The sequence below is a fragment of the Anoxybacter fermentans genome (assembly GCF_003991135.1).
In the GTDB taxonomy this organism is placed as follows: domain Bacteria; phylum Bacillota; class Halanaerobiia; order DY22613; family DY22613; genus Anoxybacter; species Anoxybacter fermentans.
Genome location: NZ_CP016379.1, coordinates 1,430,045 through 1,448,450, shown reverse-complemented (window position 1 = coordinate 1,448,450; position 18,406 = coordinate 1,430,045). Strand labels below are relative to the sequence as shown.

Annotated in this window: 11 protein-coding genes, 7 tRNA genes and 3 rRNA genes; 19 read left to right on the top strand and 2 right to left on the bottom strand. The window is 40.3% G+C overall.

The features are described 5' to 3' along the window. Positions 1-32 precede the first annotated feature (32 nt). The 10 genes from rrf to BBF96_RS06425 all read left to right on the top strand — a co-directional run bounded on the left by rrf (position 33) and on the right by BBF96_RS06425 (position 5,982). Positions 33-149, top strand: a 5S ribosomal RNA gene (gene rrf / locus BBF96_RS06470). 515 nt (positions 150-664) lie between these two features. After that, positions 665-2,237: ribosomal RNA gene (locus BBF96_RS06465) — 16S ribosomal RNA — on the top strand. 64 nt (positions 2,238-2,301) lie between these two features. Further along, positions 2,302-2,378 (top strand) — tRNA-Ile (locus tag BBF96_RS06460). A gap of 24 nt (positions 2,379-2,402) precedes the next feature. Continuing rightward, positions 2,403-2,478, top strand: a tRNA-Ala gene (locus BBF96_RS06455). Positions 2,479-2,519: 41 nt separating this feature from the next. Further along, a 23S ribosomal RNA gene (locus BBF96_RS06450) occupies positions 2,520-5,507 on the top strand. The 16S, 23S and 5S rRNA genes sit together here with 7 tRNA genes alongside, the layout of an rRNA operon. Before the next feature lie 42 nt (positions 5,508-5,549). Then, positions 5,550-5,625, top strand: a tRNA-Lys gene (locus BBF96_RS06445). A 5-nt stretch (positions 5,626-5,630) separates the two neighbouring features. Continuing rightward, a tRNA-Leu gene (locus BBF96_RS06440) sits at positions 5,631-5,722 on the top strand. 16 nt (positions 5,723-5,738) lie between these two features. Continuing rightward, positions 5,739-5,813, top strand: a tRNA-Gly gene (locus tag BBF96_RS06435). Positions 5,814-5,818: 5 nt separating this feature from the next. Next, positions 5,819-5,895, top strand: a tRNA-Arg gene (locus tag BBF96_RS06430). Positions 5,896-5,906: 11 nt separating this feature from the next. Further along, positions 5,907-5,982 (top strand) — tRNA-Val (locus BBF96_RS06425). 99 nt (positions 5,983-6,081) lie between these two features. Here BBF96_RS06425 and BBF96_RS06420 read toward each other — a convergent pair. After that, complete coding sequence (locus tag BBF96_RS06420; protein ID WP_081499421.1) at positions 6,082-7,284, bottom strand: ISL3 family transposase; 1,203 nt, start codon at positions 7,282-7,284, stop codon at positions 6,082-6,084. Between the two features lie 813 nt (positions 7,285-8,097). Here BBF96_RS06420 and BBF96_RS06415 point away from each other — a divergent pair. The 3 genes from BBF96_RS06415 (at position 8,098) to BBF96_RS06405 (ending at position 12,125) form a co-directional block, all read left to right on the top strand. Then, on the top strand, positions 8,098-9,354 hold the full coding sequence (locus tag BBF96_RS06415) for a uracil-xanthine permease family protein (protein ID WP_236777891.1): 1,257 nt from the start codon (positions 8,098-8,100) through the stop codon (positions 9,352-9,354). Positions 9,355-9,960: 606 nt separating this feature from the next. Beyond that, positions 9,961-11,127, top strand: a complete 1,167-nt coding sequence (locus tag BBF96_RS06410; protein ID WP_127016383.1) for a metal-dependent hydrolase family protein — start codon at positions 9,961-9,963, stop codon at positions 11,125-11,127. Between the two features lie 11 nt (positions 11,128-11,138). Further along, complete coding sequence (locus BBF96_RS06405; protein WP_164730930.1) at positions 11,139-12,125, top strand: SIR2 family protein; 987 nt, start codon at positions 11,139-11,141, stop codon at positions 12,123-12,125. On the opposite strand, the gene BBF96_RS06400 is transcribed toward BBF96_RS06405, so the two are convergent. Then, positions 12,110-12,484 carry a Fur family transcriptional regulator gene (locus tag BBF96_RS06400; RefSeq protein ID WP_127018204.1) on the bottom strand — a complete coding sequence of 125 codons (375 nt, stop codon included), beginning with the start codon at positions 12,482-12,484 and terminating at the stop codon, positions 12,110-12,112. The two genes, BBF96_RS06405 and BBF96_RS06400, sit on opposite strands and share 16 nt — an antisense overlap. A gap of 200 nt (positions 12,485-12,684) precedes the next feature. Here BBF96_RS06400 and BBF96_RS06395 point away from each other — a divergent pair, with 200 nt between their 5' ends. The 6 genes from BBF96_RS06395 to BBF96_RS06370 all read left to right on the top strand — a co-directional run bounded on the left by BBF96_RS06395 (position 12,685) and on the right by BBF96_RS06370 (position 18,323). After that, positions 12,685-13,773 carry a D-alanine--D-alanine ligase gene (locus BBF96_RS06395; RefSeq protein WP_127016381.1) on the top strand — a complete coding sequence of 363 codons (1,089 nt, stop codon included), beginning with the start codon at positions 12,685-12,687 and terminating at the stop codon, positions 13,771-13,773. Between the two features lie 264 nt (positions 13,774-14,037). After that, entirely contained in the window at positions 14,038-14,259 is a 222-nt protein-coding gene (locus tag BBF96_RS06390) for a hypothetical protein (RefSeq protein ID WP_127016380.1), read from the top strand. After that, positions 14,240-14,563, top strand: coding sequence for a YbjQ family protein (locus BBF96_RS06385; protein WP_127016379.1), 324 nt, complete (start codon positions 14,240-14,242; stop codon positions 14,561-14,563). The genes BBF96_RS06390 and BBF96_RS06385 overlap by 20 nt, the downstream gene beginning before the upstream one ends. 375 nt (positions 14,564-14,938) lie before the next feature. Then, on the top strand, positions 14,939-16,195 hold the full coding sequence (locus tag BBF96_RS06380) for a DNA polymerase IV (RefSeq protein WP_127016378.1): 1,257 nt from the start codon (positions 14,939-14,941) through the stop codon (positions 16,193-16,195). Between the two features lie 512 nt (positions 16,196-16,707). Then, complete coding sequence (locus tag BBF96_RS06375; protein ID WP_164730929.1) at positions 16,708-17,160, top strand: hypothetical protein; 453 nt, start codon at positions 16,708-16,710, stop codon at positions 17,158-17,160. Between the two features lie 44 nt (positions 17,161-17,204). Beyond that, the gene (locus BBF96_RS06370; RefSeq protein WP_164730928.1) at positions 17,205-18,323 is read left to right on the top strand and encodes a hypothetical protein; all 1,119 of its coding nucleotides are present in this window, start codon (positions 17,205-17,207) and stop codon (positions 18,321-18,323) included. Positions 18,324-18,406: the final 83 nt, after the last annotated feature.

Sequence of the window (18,406 nt, the reverse complement as noted above, 5' to 3'; positions counted from 1 at the left end):
AAGAGATGTGAATGAGAAAAGGTAATAAAGTTTCCCGTGACGATAGCGGAGGGGCCACACCTGTTCCCATTCCGAACACAGAAGTTAAGCCCTCCAGCGCTGATGGTACTGCAGGGGAGACCCTGTGGGAGAGTAGGACGTTGCGGGAATTATTTTTAAACTCTACGCATACGCGTAGAGTTTTTTAATGCCAAGTAAATTATACAGTTTATGAATAACTTTCATCCTTGGCATCAGTAAATTTTCCTTTATTATCAGTAAATTTTCCTTTATTACTGAAAATACTCTTGACATATTAGAGTTAATTTGTTAAAATAGCATACGTCTTTTGAGACTACTAATCCATTTAAGTTGTTGGTTTATACCGTGAAATTTAGATGGTACAAAAAATCTTGATAAAATTATTTTAAAATAACATCTTGACATTGCGGAAATTGATATGTTATGATAATTAATGTCGTTTCCGGGGAAGGTTTGCTTTATTTTTAAATTAATTTAAATGATGAATAAAAAAAGTCTTGACAATTCTGAAATTAAATGTTAAAATGATCAAGGAATTGAGAAATTTTAGTTAAAATGACCTTTGAAAAGTGAACAGCAATCAGCCAGAAGATTTCCTTTGAGTTAAGGAAACTAAGCACTTTAAAGTGCTTAAGATAGATTTTGTTTGGAGAGTTTGATCCTGGCTCAGGACGAACGCTGGCGGCGTGCCTAACACATGCAAGTCGAACGGCCTGCTCTGACGGAGGCCTTCGGGCTGAAGTTGGAAGTCAGGCAGTGGCGGACGGGTGAGTAACGCGTGGGTAATCTACCTCCGAAACGGGGATAACCCACCGAAAGGTGGGCTAATACCGGATGAGCTTCCGGGGGCGCATGTTCCTGGAAGGAAAGGTGGCGTTAAGCTGCCGATCGGAGATGAGCCCGCGTCCCATTAGCTAGTTGGTGAGGTAACGGCTCACCAAGGCGACGATGGGTAGCCGGCCTGAGAGGGTGTACGGCCACACTGGGACTGAGACACGGCCCAGACTCCTACGGGAGGCAGCAGTGGGGAATATTCCGCAATGGGGGAAACCCTGACGGAGCAACGCCGCGTGGGTGAAGAAGTTCTTCGGAACGTAAAGCCCTGTCATGAGGGAAGAAAGGCCGCATGTTTAAGAGATGTGCGGTTTGACGGTACCTCATAAGAAAGCTCCGGCTAACTACGTGCCAGCAGCCGCGGTAATACGTAGGGAGCGAGCGTTGTCCGGAATTACTGGGCGTAAAGGGCGCGTAGGCGGTCTGGTAAGTCAAATGTGAAATACACTGGCTTAACCAGTGGGCTGCGTTTGAAACTGCCGGACTAGAGGTCAGGAGAGGAGAGTGGAATTCCTGGTGTAGCGGTGAAATGCGTAGATATCAGGAAGAACACCGGTGGCGAAGGCGGCTCTCTGGCCTGTACCTGACGCTGAGGCGCGAAAGCGTGGGGAGCGAACGGGATTAGATACCCCGGTAGTCCACGCCGTAAACGATGGATACTAAGTGTTGGGGGTTTAGATACCCTCAGTGCTGTAGCTAACGCGATAAGTATCCCGCCTGGGGAGTACGGTCGCAAGACTGAAACTCAAAGGAATTGACGGGGGCCCGCACAAGCGGTGGAGCATGTGGTTTAATTCGAAGCAACGCGAAGAACCTTACCAGGGCTTGACATCCCGTGACTACCTGTGAAAGCAGGGTTTGGCTCTTTGAGCCACACGGTGACAGGTGGTGCATGGTTGTCGTCAGCTCGTGTCGTGAGATGTTGGGTTAAGTCCCGCAACGAGCGCAACCCCTGTCCTTAGTTGCCAGCGGGTAAAGCCGGGGACTCTAAGGAGACTGCCGGTGACAAACCGGAGGAAGGTGGGGATGACGTCAAATCATCATGCCCTTTATGCCCTGGGCTACACACGTGCTACAATGGGCTGTACAAAGGGTTGCGAAGCCGCGAGGTGGAGCTAATCCCAAAAAGCAGCTCTCAGTTCGGATTGCAGGCTGCAACTCGCCTGCATGAAGCCGGAATCGCTAGTAATCGCAGGTCAGCATACTGCGGTGAATACGTTCCCGGGCCTTGTACACACCGCCCGTCACACCACCCGAGTTGGATGCACCAGAAGTCGCTGTCCTAACCGATGAGGGGGGAGGCGCCAAAGGTGTGTCTGGTGAGGGGGGTGAAGTCGTAACAAGGTAGCCGTACCGGAAGGTGCGGCTGGATCACCTCCTTTCTAAGGAGAAGAGAGAGCTGATTGCTGTTCACTTTTGAGAGGTCATAAACCTTTCAGAAGTTAAGGGCCTATAGCTCAGCAGGTTAGAGCGCACGCCTGATAAGCGTGAGGTCAGTGGTTCGAGTCCACTTAGGCCCACCAAAGATGTGAAAGGAATATATGTGTGGGGGTATAGCTCAGTTGGGAGAGCACCTGCCTTGCAAGCAGGGGGTCAGCGGTTCGAATCCGCTTACCTCCACCATATTTCTGTACTTTGAAAACTGCATATTGGGGTTCGAGATAGATCAAGCTGTAAAGGGCATACGGTGGATGCCTAGGCGCCAGGAGCCGACGAAGGACGTGGTAAGCTGCGAAAAGCCCCGGTGAGCTGCAAACAAGCGTAGACCCGGGGATGTCCGAATGGGGTAACCCACCACAGGTAATGCTGTGGTATCACACACTGAATGCATAGGTGTGTGAGGGCAAGCGGGGGAACTGAAACATCTTAGTACCCCGAGGAGAAGAAAGCAAAAGCGATTCCCTGAGTAGCGGCGAGCGAAAGGGGAGGAGCCCAAACCCATGTAGTGTAGAAGGGTGCAGCCGTTGCTACATGGGGGTTTAGGACCTCAACGGACAGTCTGCACGCTGTCAGGGGTTAAACTGAGAGTCTAGCCGAACTGTCTGGGAAGGCAGGCCATAGAAGGTGAGAGCCCTGTAGGCGAAAGGCTTGAAGACCCTGTTGAGGATCCAGAGTACCACGGGACACGTGGAACCCTGTGGGAAGATAGGAGGACCATCTCCGAAGGCTAAATACTCCCTGGCGACCGATAGTGAAGAAGTACCGTGAGGGAAAGGTGAAAAGAACCCCGGGAGGGGAGTGAAATAGAACCTGAAACCGTATGCCTACAAGCAGTGGGAGGACTATTAGAAAGTCTGACCGCGTACTTTTTGTAGAACGGACCGGCGAGTTATGGCATGTAGCGTAGAGGTTAAGCCGAAAGGGGCGAAGCCGTAGGGAAACCGAGTCTGAAGAGGGCGCAAGTTACATGCCATAGACCCGAAACCAGGTGATCTATCCATGGCCAGGGTGAAGCAGGTGTAAGAGTCTGTGGAGGCCCGAACCACATTGACGTTGAAAAGTCATGGGATGAGCTGTGGATAGGGGTGAAAAGCCAATCGAACCTGGAGATAGCTGGTTCTCCCCGAAATAGCTTTAGGGCTAGCCTCAGGTGTTAGGTATCGGCGGTAGAGCACTGATTGAGCTAGGGGCCCTGAAAGGTTACCGAACTCATTCAAACTCCGAACACCGATACCGAAGAGCCTGGGAGTCAGACTATGTGGGATAAGCTTCATAGTCGAGAGGGGAACAGCCCAGACCGCCAGCTAAGGCCCCCAAGTACAGGCTAAGTGGGAAAGGATGTGGGACTGCATAGACAACCAGGATGTTGGCTTAGAAGCAGCCATTCATTTAAAGAGTGCGTAATAGCTCACTGGTCGAGTGGTTCTGCGCCGAAAATGTACCGGGGCTAAGCCTGTCGCCGAAGCTGCGGATTCGCGTAAGCGGATGGTAGGGGAGCATTCTATACGGGGCGAAGCCGTACCGTAAGGAGCGGTGGACCGTATAGAAGAGAGAATGCCGGTATGAGTAGCGATAAGGGGAGTGAGAATCTCCCCCGCCGAAAGCCTGAGGATTCCTGAGGAAGGTTCGTCCGCTCAGGGTAAGCCGGGACCTAAGCTGAGGCCGAAAGGCGTAGGCGATGGACAATCGGTTGAGATTCCGATGCCGCCTAATTGGCGTTTGAGCGAAGCGGTGACGCAGAAGGATAGGCCAGCACAGTGGTGGAATACTGTGTCCAAGCATGTAGGAGGGCCGGATAGGCAAATCCGTCCGGCTGTTAACTCTGAGGTGTGATGGGGAGCCCTGAAATGGGGCGAAGTGGCTGATTCCCCGCTGCCGAGAAAAGCCGCTAGCGAGCCAATGGGCGCCCGTACCGCAAACCGACACAGGTGGGCGAGGAGAGAATCCTAAGGCGCGCGAGAGAACCCCCGTTAAGGAACTCGGCAAAATGACTCCGTAACTTCGGGAGAAGGAGTGCTCCGAGTAGGAGAAGCGGCGAGCCCGCGGATTCGAAAGGAGTTGCAGAGAATAGGCCCAGGCGACTGTTTACCAAAAACACAGGTCTCTGCTAAGTCGCAAGACGAAGTATAGGGGCTGACGCCTGCCCGGTGCTGGAAGGTCAAGGGGAGATGTTAGCCATTAGAGGCGAAGCATCGAACTTAAGCCCCAGTAAACGGCGGCCGTAACTATAACGGTCCTAAGGTAGCGAAATTCCTTGTCGGGTAAGTTCCGACCTGCACGAATGGCGTAACGACCTGGGCGCTGTCTCAACGGGGGACTCGGCGAAATTGTAGTGTGAGTGAAGATGCTCACTACCCGCGGCAGGACGGAAAGACCCCGTGGAGCTTTACTGCAGCCTGATATTGGATTTTGGTACAGCATGTACAGGATAGGTGGGAGGTGTAGAAGCCAGCACGCCAGTGTTGGTGGAGCCGTCGGTGGGATACCACTCTTGCTGTGCTGGAATTCTAACCAGATACCGTGATCCGGTATTGGGACATTGTCAGGTGGGCAGTTTGACTGGGGCGGTCGCCTCCTAAAAGGTAACGGAGGCGCCCAAAGGTTCCCTCAGTGCGGTCGGAAATCGCACGTAGAGTGTAAAGGCAGAAGGGAGCTTGACTGCGAGACAGACAGGTCGAGCAGGTACGAAAGTAGGGCTTAGTGATCCGGCGGTAGAGGATGGAATTGCCGTCGCTCAACGGATAAAAGTTACCCCGGGGATAACAGGCTTATCTCCCCCAAGAGTTCACATCGACGGGGAGGTTTGGCACCTCGATGTCGGCTCGTCGCATCCTGGGGCTGAAGCAGGTCCCAAGGGTTTGGCTGTTCGCCAATTAAAGCGGTACGCGAGCTGGGTTCAGAACGTCGTGAGACAGTTCGGTCCCTATCCGCCGCGGGCGTAGGATATTTGAGAGGATCTGTCCCTAGTACGAGAGGACCGGGATGGACGCACCGCTGGTGTACCAGTTGTCCCGCCAGGGGCACCGCTGGGTAGCTATGTGCGGAGTGGATAAACGCTGAAAGCATCTAAGCGTGAAGCCACCCTCAAGATTAGATATCCCGCTGAGTTAATCAGGTAAGACCCCTGGAAGATTACCAGGTAGATAGGCCGGAGGTGTAAGGGCAGTGATGTCCTTAGCTGACCGGTACTAATAGGTCGAGGGCTTGATCTATCGAAGATCCCAGTATGCAGTTTTGAAAGTACAGATAAATGTGGGCCATTAGCTCAGTTGGCAGAGCACCTGACTTTTAATCAGGGTGTCGATGGTTCGAATCCATCATGGCTCACCATTTATGCGAAGGTGGCGGAATTGGCAGACGCGCTAGATTCAGGTTCTAGTGGGCAATAAAAACGCCCGTGGGGGTTCGAATCCCCCCCTTCGCACCAGCTAGCTTATAGTCATGCGAGAGTAGCTCAGTGGTAGAGCATCACGTTGCCAACGTGAGGGTCGCGGGTTCAAGTCCCGTCTCTCGCTCCATTTATGCGCCTGTAGCTCAGCTGGATAGAGCAACGGACTTCTAATCCGTAGGTCAGAGGTTCGAATCCTCTCAGGCGTGCCATTTTTTTTTATGGGCGCATAGCTCAGTTGGGAGAGCACCTGCCTTACAAGCAGGGGGTCATAGGTTCGAGTCCTGTTGCGCCCACCATTTTTTATTAAAAATATTGGCTCTCCGTCAAATGTTGTGAAAGATAAGTTGGCTCCGTTGAATTGATTGGTAAATTGATTTTGAAATAAACATTTAAATTTAATAACTTAACATTGCATTAAATACTCTTCTCCTTAGATTCATAACATTTGGAACACCATATCCAATCCTTTTGATCAATTTAATCTTGTTATTGATACCCTCAGCAAAGCCATTGGTTATCTTAGTCTTAAAATAATTTAGTATTTTTTCTTCCCATCTTTGTATTATCTTTTTTACCTGGTAAAAAGGCATCAGCTTGCTTTTTATTACTTCTTTATACCACCTTTTTAGAGCTCTGGTGGCTTCTTTCACATCATCTAGCTGCAATAGGTCTCTGAATTCCTCTTTTAATTCCCAGGCCTTTTCTAGAGCTGGACTGAGTTCAAATAATTTGATGAGCTTTTCATGTTCTTCATCTGTCAATTCTTCAGCTCGTTTTTGGAGTAATAAACGACTTTGAAAAAACTTTCTTCTCTGATGATTATTTACTGTTTGTTGAACTTGTTTTCTAACTTCATCAAGGGCTCTGTTCATTAAAGTTACAAGATGAAATTTATCTATAACAATTTTTGCATGAGTAAATGCTGCATCTGCTACTGCTTTGAACGGCCGCCACATATCCATAGAGATCGATTGAATCTGTCGTCTTTGTTCATCTTCCCAACAATTAAAGTAGTCAATTAAATCATCCTTTTTGCGAGTAGGTAAAATGTCAATTAACTCCCGATTAATTGGATCTGTAATGCTAACTCCATATTTATGGCGTTTTAAAACTGCAAATTCATCGATACTGATGGCTTTTAATTGACTAAGTTTTGAAACTTGTTGTTTAATGAGAGGGTCAACTACTTTTTTAACTGCATTATTAACAGCTGTATAACTTAACCCGTTTTCTCTAGCAACTTTAGAATAATCCTTGCTGACAGTTTCTTTAGCAAGATATTTATCAAAGCGTTTGGTTTTACGGGCATATTTATCAATACTTTCATATTTTTCAGGGATACCCCTCTTATGACAATAAGGACAACGATATCTTTTTTTTAGAAGTCTAATGATTACTAGTTTACCTCTTATGGGGATGTCTCTAATATTTTGCCATTTTGTATCATGGATTTTATTAGTGATATTACCACACTGAGGACACACAATGTGATTTTTCTTTGCTTCAGCGATAAAAATATATCTGTCCTCCGTTGAAATAATTTCAGTTGCAATAATGTCTGGCAAATCAAGAAATTTTATGATATTATTATATTGCATTTGCTGGACTCCTTTCTTTGGTTTTTAGTTCGCAACTAATTAATTCAACGGAGCCAGCAAATGCCTTTTTATTTTTTATAATTTTTTCTTCACAACATTAATTATAGACCCAAAATATTTTTTACATAGCAGGTGAACAAGCTTCATCTGCTTTTTATTTTTTCTGAAAAAATTTTTTATATAGGCTTATTAAAATAAAATTAAGATATTACTATATTTTTCGTAAAATTATTTAGGGATTTTACTGCAAAACGCTAATTTTTCGCTTTATAAAAAAATTTTTCGAATCATCTAAAATTCGATTTCAGTCGAAATAAGGCATACTAATTAATGGGTCCTTATAACCCTTGATTATTTCATCATATCATGTGATGAGATCATTCTTTTCAATCTTACTAAGATGGTTTAACGAAAAATTTCAATGGCGCTTAAAATTAGCTTTTTGCAGTTTAATCTTTAAGGAGAAAAAATTTTTGTCTAAAAAAATATTGCTTATTCCTCTTGACATAGATGCTTTTTTTTGATAAAATACAATGCAAATAAAATAATAAAAGCGAATAAAATGCCACCTTTTTAAATTAGTCCTGTGAGGCTATAAGGGGTGCGAAATGTATAGCTATTCTGGCAGATAGTATACTATCTTTGTTAGAGGGATATCTGCCTAAGTAGAGATTTTAAACCTTCTTGCTGGTCTCACAGTAAGAGGGTTTTTTTTATGATCTGGGATTTACGAGAGAGGTGATGAAGTGACAGATTAAAGCTGCCTTTTAAAGCTGCTGATTTGGCAATAGAAAAAATAAAGGAGGAGAACAAATGATAGAAAATGTCAAAATGGAAGTAAGAAATGAAGTTTTAAGTAAAGAAATTCCAAATGTCGGAAAACTAAGTAAGCCGAAATTAGTGACTTTGGGACTTCAGCATGCAATGGCCATGTTTGGAGCAACTGTACTTGTTCCCATTTTAACTGGTTTAAATGTTGGTGTGGCATTGTTTACTGCCGGAATAGGTACATTACTTTTCCATCTGATTACTAAAGGCAAAGTACCTGCATATCTAGGATCCTCTTTTGCATTTATTGCTCCAATTACACTGGTAATTAAAGAATATGGTGATGTTTCTGCTGCTCAGGGTGGAATTATTATAGCGGGTCTAATATATGCTATAATGGCTTTAATAATATATCTGGTTGGTCCTGAATTTGTTGAAAGGCTTTTCCCGCCTGTTGTTACAGGGCCAGTAATCATGGTTATAGGTCTGGTTTTAGCACCAGTTGCTATTAACATGGCAAAAGAGAACTGGCTTGTGGCTGGAATCTCTTTACTTACAGCAGCATTGATAACTGTCTTTGGTAGAGGATTTGTAAAATTGGTACCTGTCATCTTCGGTTTGGTTTGTGGATATATCGCTGCTCTAATTTGTGGATTGGTTGACTTCACAGTGGTTAAAGAATCAGCCTGGTTAGGATTGCCTGAATTTACAGTGCCAAAATTTAATTGGTCAGCAATACTGATGATTGCACCTGTAGCTCTTGTATCTATGGTAGAACATGTTGGAGATATTCTTGCTATCGGTGCTACAGTAGGGAAAGGAAGAGAATATTTAAGTGATCCGGGAATCCATCGTACCTTATTGGGTGATGGCTTGGCAACATCACTGGCTGGTATTTTCGGTGGTCCTCCCAATACGACTTATTCTGAAAACACAGGTGTTCTGGCTTTGACTAAAGTATATAATCCAATAGTGATGCGGATTGCTGCTTGCTTTGCTATCATGATGTCAATTATTCCAAAATTGAGTGCACTGATCAGTACAATTCCACAGCCAGTAGTTGGCGGAATAGCCATTCTCCTATTCGGTATGATTACTAGTGTTGGTATTCGAACAATGGTAGAAAATAATGTTGACTTAACTAAGGCTCGAAACTTGATTATTGCAAGTGTCATTCTGGTTATCGGAATTGGTGGTGCAGAATTAAAAATTCGAAATCTAACGATTGCTGGTATGGCTCTGGCAGGTATTGCGGGTTTGATCTTAAATAAAATTTTACCTGAGAATCTTGGAGAAGAATGAAATAAATATGAAGAATTTTAACTGTTTAAAAATAAAGTGGCATATCCTGTTTATAGGGATTGCCACTTTTTTTTTAATGTTTTATTAGAATTTTAGTTGACAATTAATTGATGGTTATTATCTGGGCCAGCAAAAAGCTTTAAAGTATCTGAAACCAGATTAGTGAAATTTGTGGACAAAAGAAATAGACCCGATTTGATATTATAAAAATCCTAAATTTACTTGATGTAACTATACATTTTCTTTATGTGGAAAAATAAGATCGAATTTTTTTGTTATTTTTTTTAGTGTTTAGGAAATTATACTTTTTGCAGGTTATGGATAACATTATGATCAAACTGCACAAAGCTAATTTTGAGCGACATAGAAATTTTTCGCCAAATCATTTTAGTGAGATTTCCGATGAAATAGGGTCTCATTACAGGAGATGATGAGCTAATCAAGGGCCAGGAGAGTCCTTTGATTGGGAAGCCTTATTTCGGCGGAAATCGAGCTTTAGATGATTCGAAAAATTTCTCAAGAAGTGTAAAATTAGCTTTGTGCAGTTTAACCAAGTTATTAAATAAAATCCTTTCGGCTACAATAAAGAAAAAAGGAGTGACTTTTTTGATCATTCGCGGGGCCAGATGGTTTGATAGTGAAAAGATGCAGTTTCATGAAGGACAACAAATCTGGATAGAAGATGGTATAATCAAAAATATAGGAAAGGGGTTTGATAAGCCTGGGCGTGAGGTTATTGATTTACAGAGGATGCTGGTTCTTCCAGGTTGGATTGATGCCCATCTACATCTGACGTTGACAGGTGAAGCAGATCCCATCAGCCAATGGCAGCAGGATGGAGTGGTTATTACCGCAATTAAAGCTGTTACATATTTAAAAAAACATCTTCAAGCCGGGGTTACAGTATTAAGGGATTTGGGCGGGGACTGTGATATCGTTCTGGAATTGAAGAAAGCTCAGAAAGCGGGATTGGTGGAAGGTCCGGAAATTTATACTTCCGGAAAGGCTTTGACCATGACTGGAGGGCATATTTATCAGATAAGTAAAGAGGTAGATGGTCCTGATATTGCTCGAAAGGGAGCTAGAGAGGAATTGAAAAAAGGTGTTGATCTATTGAAGGTGATTGCTACAGGAGGTATATTAACACAGGGAGTTAAACCCGGCTCACCTCAGTTAAATGAAGATGAAATCAGAGCCATCGTGGAGGAAGCTCATAAAGCTAAGCGTAGGGTTTCTGCTCATGTGGAAGGAAAAGAAGGGATTATGAACGCCCTTAGAGCTGGGGTGGATACCTTGGAACATGGAATCGGACTTGATTTAGAAGCGGTGGAGATGATAAAAAATAAATCAGTGGTTTTAATTCCAACCCTGGCAGCACCGCGGTTAATTCTCCGTCATCGGGAAGAATTGCCAATTGAGATGGTTAAAAAAGCAGAAGAAGTGGTTGAAGAACATAAACATTCCTTTGCCCTGGCTTATAAGAAGGGGTGTAAAATCGCTGTCGGTACTGATGCTGGAACACCATTTAATCACCATGGAAAATATTATATTGAATTGGCAGAAATGTTAGCAGATGGAATGAAAATAGAAGAAGTTTTACAGGTAGCTTCACTTAATGGAGCAGTGGCATTGGGAATTGATGATCGTTGTGGTAATATTGAGGTAGGTAAAATTGCTAATCTGACGATTATTGATGATTGCCTGGATGATAGAGAATGGTATAGGAATGTAAGAATGGTCATGTATTATGGAAAATTGATACGAATAATATGAGGGGAGTAATGATGAAATTAGATACAGCTTTTTTGATTGGAGCAGGTTTTTCTTATCCGGCGGGAATTCCAATTATGCGAGATTTAGTGATGGATTTTCCCAGGATTTTGGAAGGTGAGGAGAAAAGGATTTATCAGGAACTTAAGGAATTGATTCCAGATATTGAGGAAGACTTTGAACTTTTAATGGAACTATGTCATGATTTAAAGGATGCACCTATTACTCTAATAAATCGGCTGGCCCAGCGATGTTTTGGTGAAAAGTTTATTGATTTGGAGCAGTTGATCAAAGGAGCTAAGAGACTGGATTATCATTTAAAAGAATATTTACGAAAAAAGTTTCGTGTCGAAAGAAATAAACTTAAATATCTATATCCATTGGCTGAATGGTTGAAGAAAACTGGAGCTATTATTGATATTTTTTCATTAAATTATGATCTGGTGATAGAGATTTTGTGTAAAGAATTTTCCTTATCTTATACGGATGGTTTTTTAGTTAACTGGAATCCCTGCTTATTTAAGGATCCCAAATTTCAGGTAAAATTATATAAACTCCACGGTTCATTTATCTGGTATCAGTCAGAATTAGGTGAGAGAATTAAGATTCCAATTTTAGGTTATCGAAATAATCTTAGATATTTGGCCAATGATGAAATGGTTTCAATGATGGTCTATCCACGGCGGGAAAAAAAAGAACCCTTTCAAGAGTTACTAAAAATGTTTCGTGAACGTTTGCTCACTTTGGAGAGACTGGTGGTAATAGGATATAGTTTTCGGGATCAGGAATTACGTCAGTTTGTGGAAGAAGGGTTAAGGAAAAACCAGAGTTTGCGTCTGGAATTAGTATCTCCCCATTCTATGAATCTTAAGGCCAGTTTTACTATCCCTGAACGGATAGATTGTTTTCAAGGAGGAGTAGAGGAGTGGATTCAAATAAAATGGGGCAAAAATAAAAAAAGAGCAGATAATTTCGCTCAAAAAGATCAATTTTTTTCCTGACAGTTCTTACAGATACCATAAAATTCAAGCCTATGATGATGAACAATATTACCAGTTTTATTTGAAACTTCTTCATTGATTGTTTGGAGTACAGGAATATCTATATCATAGACCCGGTTGCATTCAAAGCAACAAAAATGATAATGATTTTTGGGATTTCCGTCGTATCGACTATAAGTACTACCAAAACTAAGTTCCATAATTTCTCCCATATCCTTAAGAATACTCAGATTACGATAAATAGTTCCCAGGCTGATATTGGGTATAATTTTCCGAACCTGTTCATATATCCAATCTGCTGTTGGGTGGGAATCGGTACTTCTTAAAATTTCTAGAATAGCTTTACGTTGTTTTGTCATCCTCGTATTGGATTTTTTTGTCACAACCCATTACTCCCTTCATACAATATGATTAGATAGAATAATATGATAATAATAATGATTACTATCCTAAATTTATCATAAAATCGGTTTTAAGTCAAGAAAAATGAAGGAGTTTAATAATTAATGGGGAATTGGAATATGAATATAAAAGTAAATAACTTTAGGGAGGAATTTATATGTCTGATAGATTAAAATTGGCTCTCATTTTTGGAGGGCGGTCCAGTGAACATGAAGTTTCAATTATGTCAGCCAGATCTATTTATCAGGCGATAAATAAAGATAAATATGAGGTATTTCCTATTGCAATTACCAAAGAGGGAAGATGGCTTTCCCCAAAGATTTCTAAAAAGGTTCTGGATGATGGGAAGATAACATCTGAACAGGAACAGGTAGTATTAATAACTGAATCTAATGCCAGTTATCTGGTCAATATAAAGGGAGATTGGGATTTGAAGCTAAAGATTGACCTGGTCTTTCCAGTACTCCACGGTCCTTTTGGAGAAGATGGTACAATTCAGGGACTCCTTGAGATGGCTAATCTACCCTATGTTGGGGCGGGGGTGGCTGCGTCAGCGGTTGGAATGGATAAGGGAATGATGAAAGATATTTTTAAAGCTAAGGGATTACCCCAGGGTAATTATAAAGTGATCTATCGATATATGTTGGAAGAAAATATGGACTATGTTATTGAGGAACTGGAGGATATTTTTGGCTATCCCTGTTTTGTAAAGCCAGCCAACCTGGGTTCAAGCGTTGGAGTAAGTAAAGTACACAATCGCGAGGAAATGCCTAAAGCACTGCAAAAAGCAGCCGAACATGATAGGAAAATAATTGTAGAAGAATATATAAATTGTCGGGAGTTAGAAGTTAGTGTGCTGGGGAATGATCAGATTGAAGTCTCAATTGCTGGAGAGATTATTCCAGCTAAAGAGTTTTATGATTATGAAGCAAAATATATATCTGATAATTCCAGATTATTGATTCCTGCTCCCATTAATGAAGAAAAAATGGAAGAGATTAGAGCACTGGCCATTCAAGCTTATCGGGCGATTGATTGCCAGGGTTTTGCCCGGGTTGACTTTTTTATGGAACGGGAAACCGAAAAGATTTTAGTAAACGAGATAAATACTATTCCGGGATTTACCAGGATCAGTATGTATCCTAAATTATGGGAAGCTACCGGATTATCTTATCCTGAACTGATAGATCGGTTGATTCAGTTGGCATTAGAACGGCATACGAATATGAAGAGAAATAAATTTTAAGAATTTGGAAGGATTATATTTCTAGATGGCGAAATAGAAAAAAATAGGTAAGTATGAAATAGGAGTTGATAATTCCTGAAAGTTTACATGAAACTAACTGGTATCTGTCATGACTTGAGGGGCTTAGGTAGTCGGTGAGATTCTGGCCCGGGTCGGTTATGAGCAAAAAAATTTCAAATTAAATAAAATTATCGATCGATTATGGTGGTATTTTTTGAACAACTTCAGGCTGAGATAAATGGCCAGGTTTGAGGAGGTAGAGAGATGGAAAGAATGGCTGTTGTTTTAATATTATTAGGGTTGGCCTTGATTGTAATTTATGGAGGCTTTTTTCTGATTAAATCTCTTTTGCTGGATGCTGGAATGCCCATTTTAATTAAAATCGGACTTATTTTAATACTATTAGGGATTATAGTAGTCTTAATAAAAATGATTTGGGAGAGAGCTAGAGGAGGAGATGATGAGGATGTTAATCGTAAGTACTGAGAGTATTCCTGGTAAGAAAATAGTAAAAACTCTGGGCCTGGTTCGCGGCAGTACTATCCGTGCCCGGCATATAGGCAGTGATGTTTTGGCTGGTCTGCGCAATTTGGTGGGGGGTGAAGTAAAACAATATACCAGAATGCTTATTGAATCCCGGGAACAAGCTATCAATCGGATGGTAGCGGATGCAAAAGAACTGGGTGCTAATGCTGTAGTGGGAGTAAGGTTTACTACTTCACAGGTCATGTCCGGAGCAGCAGAAATACTGGCTTATGGAACCGCTGTGATTGTGGAGGATGAGGAATAATTAAATGATTAAACTGCAAAAAGCTAATTTTTCGCTTCTTGAGAAATTTTTCGAATCATCTAAAGCTCGATTTCCGCCGAAATAAGGCTTCCTAATCAAAGGGCCCTCCTGGCCCTTGATTAGCTCATCACCTCCTGTGATGAGGCCTTATTTCGTTGGAAATCTCGCTAAGATGATTTGGCGAAAAATTTCTATGTCACTCAAAATTAGTTTTTTGCAGTATAATCATTAAATTAGTTTTTATACCCCTCTCATAGAGCAAGTTTTATATTGCTTTATGAGAGGGTTTTTCATTATTGATTAGGGAAATCTTGAAAGAAGCGAACATATGTGCTAGAATGAAAATTAGAGAAATGTATAAGGGTGACTGGAAAGATGGATGAAGAAAAGTTAAAAGATTTATTAAAACTAAAAGGTGTAGAAGAGTGCCATATTCTCCATGTGGATATGGACGCATTTTTTGCTGCTGTAGAACAGAGGGATAACCCGGAACTTAAGGGAAAACCGGTCATTATAGGTGGGAGTGATCCTACTTTACGCGGGGTTGTTTCTACCTGTTCATATGAAGCAAGAAAATATGGTGTCCGTTCAGCTATGCCTTTAAGGGAAGCTTATCGTCGCTGTCCACATGGGATTTATTTACCTGGCAATTATGGTAAATATGAACAGGTTTCAAAACAAATCAGGCAGATTTTTTACCGTTTTACCCCTCTTGTAGAACCTGTATCTTTAGATGAGGCCTTTCTCGATGTGCACGGATGTGAAAGGCTTTTTGGAAATCCTATCGAGATTGGATTAAAGATTAAAAAGGCGATTAAAAAGGAACTTGATCTTACAGCATCAGTAGGGATAGCTCCAAACAAATTTTTAGCTAAATTGGCCTCTGATTTAGAAAAACCAGATGGGTTTGTGGTGATTACAAAAGATCAGATTGAAGAGGTACTCTGGCCGTTACCTATTACCCGTCTCTGGGGGGTGGGAGAGAAGACGGCAGAATATCTGCTTTCCAGGGGAATTAAGACCATTGGGATGTTGGCCAAATTGAAACCGGAGATTTTGGAGAGTAGTCTGGGAAAATTAGGATTGGATTTGTATAAGCTTGCCCACGGAATTGATAATCGGAAAGTAGAGACTCATTCTAAAGTTAAATCTATAGGTAATGAGATTACCTTTAAAGAAGATACCAGTGATCTGGATTTTTTAGAGACCACATTGTTAGAGCTGGCTGAACAGGTAGGAAGGAGATTGCGTAAGTCTAATTTACTGGGCCGGACAGTGCATATTAAACTCCGTTATGCTAATTTTAAAACTATTACCCGATGTAGAACTCTGAACCGCAATACCAATTCGACTCAGATTCTTTATGAAACCGGTCTGGAACTGTTGCGGAGTACAGATTTGTATAATAAGAGTTTTCGGCTTTTGGGGTTAAGTGTTTCCAATCTGATAGATGAAAAAAATCAACAACTCTCTCTTTTTGAAAATAAAGATACTCTCCGTTTTGAAGCTCTTTCTAAGGTTATGGATGAATTAAAGGATAAGTTCGGTGAGTGGGCGATTACTAGAGCCAGGCTGATAAACAGTGATAAAGATAAGTGGCTAAAAAGACGAGGCGAACGGAAGAATAGTTAAATAGTTTTTATGTTAATAATTAAAATAAAAAGTTAATTTTTCATTTCAAAAAGAAATTTTTTAAATCATCAAAAGTTCGATTTCAGTGTTTATGCTTGCCTCATCACATCCTGTGATGAGGCCTTATTTCTCTTTCAATCTCACTAAGATGGTTTAACGAAAAATTTCTATGTCGTTCAAAATTAGGTTTTTGCAGTTTAATCATATTCTGCAAAGAGTAATTTCCTGAACATTAAAAAAGTATGTGTTGTACAGAATAATTTTAAATTTGAGGTGATAAAATGAGAGAAAAGTTAATGTACACTTATGCTTTGGCTTAAAGTTTACATGATATAAATGCAGATATACTGGATATTTTTGTTCCGTTTGTTTTAAGTATTTTTCAAGAAGACAGAACTGAAGAATTTTTGACTATAGACAACATAAAACAAAGGTTAGTCAATGAATTCCAACTTGAAATTCCAGGCCATTCACTCCAAAGTATTATTACTAGAGCTAAAAGAAAGGGGTTTTTGAAGCAAAAAGACAGAAAGCTGATGATAACCAGAAAAGGAATTGAAAAAACTTATTTACAAATGAAGGGTATAGAACTTAGTGAAGAAGAGGTTACTAGTAAACTTTTGTCAGTAATTAATGAAAATTTATCTTCATTAGTAAATTATTTAGGAGAAACTTTGGAATTAACTCGATGTGAGAAAGCTAATCGCAAGGAAATACGTATTATTATTGAATTTTTTAGAGACATTGAGCAATCAGAACCTGATTTATTTGAGATATTAAAAAATTTGATAATGGGTTCTATAATTTGTACTTTGGTCAAAAAGGATTATAATGAGCTTAAAAGTAAAATGGCACCATGTAAAGTTTTCTTGGATACAAATATTGTATTTAGTATATTGGATTATCATTATCCAGAAATTTCTAAACCTTGTCAAGAATTAATTGAACTTCTTAAAAACTCATAATTATGAGCTATATGTTTTTAGTTTTACTTTACAGGAAATTAGACGTGTTCTTCAATAATAATTATAAATTATATTCATCAGAAATAAAAGCTAACCCTGTATATGGTAGATTGAGGAGTATGGGAATAACCCCTAGTGATATTGTTGAAATTATGGCTAATTTAGAGGATACTCTTGAAAGGTATGGAATACAAATATATCCGGTAGATAAAGAATTAACAGATGAAAGAGTTGAAGGATTTGACTACGAAAAAATAATGAAATATAAAACTAAGAGTTATTTTTTCTATAGTTACTCTTTTTACAATCATGATCTTTTTGCTATTGAGATTATTAAAAAAATAAGAGGAAAGGAAGTTAGTAAATTAGAAAAAGTTAAGGCTATATTTTTAACATCAGATAGCAAATTAGCACAATATAATTTCATAGAGAATGGTCACCAAAAGAGATTTACAATAAGTGAGGTTATTTTGGATCAATTATTAACTAATGTATTATGGTTTAAGAATCCAATTAATAACAGTAATTTGCCGTTACATGCAGTTATAAGTATGTACGCAAATACATTATTTGTTGATGATGATTTAGGGATAAAATTTGTTAAGAAATTAAAGAAGATGAAAGAGGAAAACAAATTAACTGATGATGATATTTCTATTATATTTTATAATGCACGGGTTGAAGAGGAATTATTGAATTTAGAAGGTAGAATGGATATTGATGAAGATTTTATTGATAAAATAGTTCAAAAAGCAAAAGTCAATTATGAGGAAAGAGAAGATGTATTTAGATTACAACAAGAGGAAAATGAAATTTTAAAGCGGAAAAATAAAGAGGTATTGACATATATAAATTCCATCAAGGATAGAATTGATAATGATGCTAGAAAAAAGGCTGAAGTTTGTTTTATGGCAATTAAATGTACAGTAATAATATTGCTAGCAGTAGTTATTATTTTGAGTTTGAATAGAGTGATTTCATTAAATATTTATATACAATGCTTTATCGGATTGTGTAGTTTATTAGGTATAAGGTTTAATTTTTTTGATAATCTTAAAATAAAACTTTATGAGATTTTTATAAAAAAATTAAATAAAAAGTATCTTGAAGAAGGAGAGGGGTATTTAAGTCAACAGGAAGTTGCTACAGGAAAAGAAGAATAATCTCTGTTTTGACAATTATTACAGTGTTCTTTTTTAATACGCTACATAAGTTTCACATTTTGCTATTTACCTTCGGTAGGAAA

Excerpts from the sequence above, each read along its gene's own strand:
- BBF96_RS06420 (WP_081499421.1), bottom strand. The coding sequence starts at position 7,284 with ATGCAATATAATAATATCATAAAATTTCTTGATTTGCCAGACATTATT.
- BBF96_RS06415 (WP_236777891.1), top strand. The coding sequence starts at position 8,098 with ATGATAGAAAATGTCAAAATGGAAGTAAGAAATGAAGTTTTAAGTAAA.
- BBF96_RS06405 (WP_164730930.1), top strand. The coding sequence starts at position 11,139 with ATGAAATTAGATACAGCTTTTTTGATTGGAGCAGGTTTTTCTTATCCG.
- BBF96_RS06400 (WP_127018204.1), bottom strand. The coding sequence starts at position 12,484 with ATGACAAAACAACGTAAAGCTATTCTAGAAATTTTAAGAAGTACCGAT.
- BBF96_RS06395 (WP_127016381.1), top strand. The coding sequence starts at position 12,685 with ATGTCTGATAGATTAAAATTGGCTCTCATTTTTGGAGGGCGGTCCAGT.
- BBF96_RS06390 (WP_127016380.1), top strand. The coding sequence starts at position 14,038 with ATGGAAAGAATGGCTGTTGTTTTAATATTATTAGGGTTGGCCTTGATT.
- BBF96_RS06385 (WP_127016379.1), top strand. The coding sequence starts at position 14,240 with ATGTTAATCGTAAGTACTGAGAGTATTCCTGGTAAGAAAATAGTAAAA.
- BBF96_RS06380 (WP_127016378.1), top strand. The coding sequence starts at position 14,939 with ATGGATGAAGAAAAGTTAAAAGATTTATTAAAACTAAAAGGTGTAGAA.